The sequence below is a fragment of the Mesorhizobium sp. M4A.F.Ca.ET.050.02.1.1 genome (assembly GCF_003997725.1).
In the GTDB taxonomy this organism is placed as follows: domain Bacteria; phylum Pseudomonadota; class Alphaproteobacteria; order Rhizobiales; family Rhizobiaceae; genus Mesorhizobium.
Window position 1 is genome coordinate 1 of the sequence record NZ_RZSG01000522.1, and the last position, 4,239, is coordinate 4,239.

Below are 4,239 nucleotides of genomic sequence, written 5' to 3' on the forward strand. Positions count from 1 at the left end.
CGGCGCGCTGCTGGCATGGTTTCAGCACGATTCCATTGCAGAGGCGCGACAGGCGCTTGCCGGTGACGCCAGGGCGCGGCTCGCCTGGACGGCGGCCGAGATGGTGATGATCGCGGTGATCGGTGTTTTCGTCGCGCTGGCCGGCGACAACGATGCCGGCATCGCCGCTCCCCTGGTGTTTGCGCTGGCGCTCTACCTCTTTGCGCATGAGGGCGGCTGGATCAGCGCCTTCCTGCGCACCCGGCCGATGCTGATGCTGGGCGCGCTCTCCTATTCCATCTACATGGTCCACATCTTCGTGCAGGCGCGCATGATCAATGTCGGCGGGCTGGTGGAGCGCAAGTTCGGGCTCCACCTGCTCGGCGACATCGTGCTGCGCGGCGACCACGCAACCGGCTTCGGCGCCGACCTGCCGGGGGTGGGCCTCGCCGCGATCCTTGCGATGCTTGTCGCCACCATCGCCGTGTCCTGGTGCACCTGGCGCTTCGTCGAAATGCCGGCCCTGGCCTGGTTCCGGCGGCTCGCCAAGCGGATCTGAGAAGCCAATCCGTTCAAGCCCATAGCCGGCTTCGTTCACCGGCTTGTCATGCGCATCGCCTAACCGGGGTTCCATCCGGAACGGAGCGATTCTTGATGCGTACCATCTGGCAAGGCCTTCTGCTTTCCGCGGCGCTTGCGGTCTCGATCGGCCATGCCTTGGCCGGCGAAACGCGCGCCAGGCAGATCCTCGACCGCTTCGAGCATGCCAACCAGTGGCGCGACCATGTGATGGTGGCGGCGCACCGCGCCGGCGGCATGCAGGCCGGCAAGACGCTCTATCCGGAAAACTCGCTTGCCGCTGTCGAAGCCTCGATCGCGCTCGGCGCCGAGATCGTCGAGGTCGACATCCGCCGCTCGAAGGACGGCGAGTTCGTCGTCATGCATGACAGCTGGCTCGACCGCACCACCAACTGCAAGGGCGAGGTGGTCGGCTACACGGTCGCCGAGCTGAAGGAATGCCGGCTGGTCCTCGAAGGCACTGGCGCTGTCACCAGTGAGCCGGTTTCGACGCTGCGCGAGATGCTCCTGGCGACCAGGGACCGGATTCTGATCAATCTGGACAACAAGCTCGACGTTCGGGCCTTGCCCGGGATGATCGCGGTTGCCCGCGATCTCGGCATGGCCGATCAGGTCATCGTCAAGGAGAACCTCTGGAACCAGCAGCGGATCGACACCGTCAAGGCGGCGATCGATGCCACCGGCGGCGGCTTCCAGTTCATGCCGATCATCGCCGACGACGCCGTGCGTGACGCCGCCTTCGCCGAGAAGGTCGGCCGGGTCTTTTCGCCTGGCGCGATCGAACTGATCAATTGGCGGGCTGGCGGCGAGACGTTGACCGAGACGGGCGGACCGCTGTTCAGCAATCGCATGCGGGCTTCTGCCGTGCGCGGCGGCTGGCACATCTGGGCCGACACCTACGCCATCGTCAACAAGCCTGGCGGCTACCTCTCCGGCGGCCGCGGCGACGAGTTGGCTGTCGCTGCCAGCCTGCCGCGCGAGACCTGGGGGTTCTGGGCCGAGCGCGGCGCCAGCATCATCCAGACCGATGAGCCTAAGGCAGCGATCGAATGGCTCGCAGCGAACGGTTTTCGCGTGCCTTATGCAGATCAGCCTCGGCCCGCCGAGCCGGCGCACACGGCGAGCATCAATTAGGCGTCGGCGCCGACGCAGCTGATCTCCCCCCTTGTGGGGGAGATGCCCGGCAGGGCAGAGGGGGGCGCTGTCCCGCCAGCCTATCCAGCAGCTGGGTCCAATCGCGGCCGCATTTCAGGTGTTTGTTGATCGCAGGCCTTTGAGGATGGTGTTCCTTCGCGCCCCCCCTCTGGCCTGCCGGCCATCTCCCCCACGAGGGGGGAGATTAGCCAATCACGCCGCTTTCGCCACGCCATCCAGTTCCAGCAGGACGTCCGCCGACAGTTCCAGCTCCGCCGCTGCGAGGTTTTCCCGCAGATGCGCAACTGACGACGTGCCGGGGATCAGAAGCACATTGGGCGAGCGCTGCAGCAGCCACGCCAGCGCCACCTGCATCGGCGTAGCGCCGAGCCGATCCGCCACCCCCGACAGGGTCGAGGATTGCAGCGGGTTGAATCCGCCGAGCGGAAAGAACGGCACATAGGCAATGCCGGCGCGCGCCAGTTCGTCGATCAGCGCGTCGTCGTCCCGGTGCGCCAGATTGTACTGGTTCTGCACGCAGACGATGTCGCAGATTTTTCGACCCTCCGCAATTTGGGTGCGGGTGACGTTGCTCAAGCCGATATGGCGCACCAGGCCTTTGCGCTGCAGTTCGGCAAGCTTGGTGACCTGCGCCTCGATGGAGCCTTCCGCCGGACCATGCACCCCGAACATGATGCGCAGATTGACGACATCCATCACCTCGAGGCCAAGATTGCGAAGGTTGTCGTGCACGGCCTGCTCGAGCTCATCGGCCGTGAACGCCGGCAGCCAGGAGCCGTCTTCGCCACGACGGGCGCCGATCTTGGTGACGATGGTGAGGTCGTCGGGGTAAGGCGATAGCGCCTCGCGAATCAGCCTGTTGGTGACGTAAGGGCCGTAGAAGTCGCTGGTGTCGATATGGTTCACACCTTGCGCCACCGCTTCGCGCAGCACGGCGATGGCCGCGTCATGGTCTTTCGGCGGGCCGAACACGCCTTTGCCCGCGAGCTGCATGGCGCCGTAGCCGAGGCGACGGACGGGGCGGTCGCCGAGTGTGAAGGTGTCGGATTTGTCGATGCCGGACATGCTGTGTCTCCTTGCTGTCGACGAGGCAGATAGGCGCTGTCGGCTGTTTCGATAATCGCCTATAATCCGGACAGGTTGTACGGAGTAGCGAACAATGGCGGCGGATCTCAACGATCTCCAGGCGTTTATGGCGGTGGCGCGCGCCGGCGGTTTTCGCGAAGGAGCCCGGGCGACGGCGGGCAGCGCCTCCGCGCTCAGCGAAGCCATCCGCCGTCTGGAAACCCAGCTCGGTGTCAGGCTCTTCAACCGCACCACGCGCAGCGTTGCTTTGACCGAGGCTGGTGCCAGCCTGCTGGCGCGGCTCGGCCCGGCATTGGGCGAGGTAGAAGCTGCGCTCGATGTGGTGAACGGCTTTCGCGACCGGCCCGCCGGAACCTTGCGTCTCAACGTGCCGATAAGCGCCTCGCGGCTGGTGCTGCCCAAAATCGTTCCGGGATTTCTCGCGGCCTACCCCGCCATTCGCCTGGAGGTGATCGCCGAAGAGAACTTTATCGATCTGCTGGTGGCCGGCTGCGACGCGGGAATCCGCTATGACGAGCGGCTGGAGCAGGACATGATCGCGGTGCCGATTGGGCCGCGCGCGCAGCGCTTCACGACCTCCGCTGCGCCGTCCTACCTTGACCGGCACGGCCGGCCGCAGCACCCGCGCGACCTGCTTGGCCATGCCTGTGTGCGCGGCCGCTTCCCGAGCGGGGTCATGACGCCCTGGGAGTTCGAGCGCGACGGCGAGGTAGTGCGCGTCGATCCCACGGGGCCATTGGTCGTTAGCATCGGTGGAGGCGTCGATCTCGCTGTCGATGCGGCGATCGCTGGTGTCGGCATTCTCTGGCTGTTCGAGGACTGGGTGCGCCCGCATTTCGAGAGCGGCGCGCTGGAGCCTGTGTTGGAGCCGTGGTGGCAGAGCTTTCCGGGGCCGTTTCTCTATTATCCCGGGCGCCGCCTGGTACCGGCGCCGCTGCGGGCCTTCATCGACTCATCAAGACACCGGCCGGCCGCGGCCCCTGAGCATCCCAAAAACAAAAGGCCGCCCGAAGGCGGCCTTTCGAAAGCTTGAAACCGGAGCGCTTAGCGCTTCGAGAACTGGAAGGAGCGGCGGGCCTTCGCCTTGCCGTACTTCTTGCGCTCGACGACGCGGCTGTCGCGAGTCAGGAAGCCGCCCTTCTTGAGCACGGCGCGCAGCGCCGGCTCGTAGTAGGTCAGCGCCTTGGAGATGCCGTGACGAACGGCACCGGCCTGGCCGGACAGGCCGCCGCCGATGACGGTGGCGACGATGTCGTACTGGCCAGCCCGGTTGGCGGCGATGATCGGCTGGTTGAGGATCATCTGCAGCACCGGACGCGCGAAGTAGCTCGCGAATTCCTTGTCGTTGACGACGATCTTGCCGGAGCCCGGCTTCACCCAGACACGCGCGATGGCGTTCTTGCGCTTGCCGGTGGCATAGGCGCGGCCCGACTTGTCGAG

At 66.0% G+C, this 4,239-nt stretch carries 4 protein-coding genes and 1 pseudogene; 3 read left to right on the plus strand and 2 right to left on the minus strand.

Features of this window, described 5'->3' with window-relative positions:
• A pseudogene (locus tag EOA33_RS26000) lies at positions 1-538 on the plus strand (acyltransferase); the annotation flags it as partial.
• Positions 539-633: 95 nt separating this feature from the next.
• Positions 634-1,692 carry a glycerophosphodiester phosphodiesterase family protein gene (locus EOA33_RS26005; protein WP_127406940.1) on the plus strand — a complete coding sequence of 353 codons (1,059 nt, stop codon included), beginning with the start codon at positions 634-636 and terminating at the stop codon, positions 1,690-1,692.
• Positions 1,693-1,905: 213 nt separating this feature from the next.
• Here the strand turns inward: EOA33_RS26005 and EOA33_RS26010 are convergent, their stop codons facing one another.
• Complete coding sequence (locus EOA33_RS26010) at positions 1,906-2,778, minus strand: aldo/keto reductase family oxidoreductase (RefSeq protein ID WP_127406941.1); 873 nt, start codon at positions 2,776-2,778, stop codon at positions 1,906-1,908.
• Positions 2,779-2,872: 94 nt separating this feature from the next.
• Here EOA33_RS26010 and EOA33_RS26015 point away from each other — a divergent pair, with 94 nt between their 5' ends.
• Positions 2,873-3,832, plus strand: coding sequence for a LysR family transcriptional regulator (locus EOA33_RS26015; RefSeq protein ID WP_127406942.1), 960 nt, complete (start codon positions 2,873-2,875; stop codon positions 3,830-3,832).
• A gap of 11 nt (positions 3,833-3,843) precedes the next feature.
• Here EOA33_RS26015 and rpsI read toward each other — a convergent pair.
• Positions 3,844-4,239 (minus strand): 30S ribosomal protein S9 (rpsI, locus tag EOA33_RS26020; RefSeq protein WP_127406943.1); only part of this gene is annotated, 396 nt, incomplete at its 5' end.

Excerpts from the sequence above, each read along its gene's own strand:
- EOA33_RS26005 (WP_127406940.1), top strand. The coding sequence starts at position 634 with ATGCGTACCATCTGGCAAGGCCTTCTGCTTTCCGCGGCGCTTGCGGTC.
- EOA33_RS26010 (WP_127406941.1), bottom strand. The coding sequence starts at position 2,778 with ATGTCCGGCATCGACAAATCCGACACCTTCACACTCGGCGACCGCCCC.
- EOA33_RS26015 (WP_127406942.1), top strand. The coding sequence starts at position 2,873 with ATGGCGGCGGATCTCAACGATCTCCAGGCGTTTATGGCGGTGGCGCGC.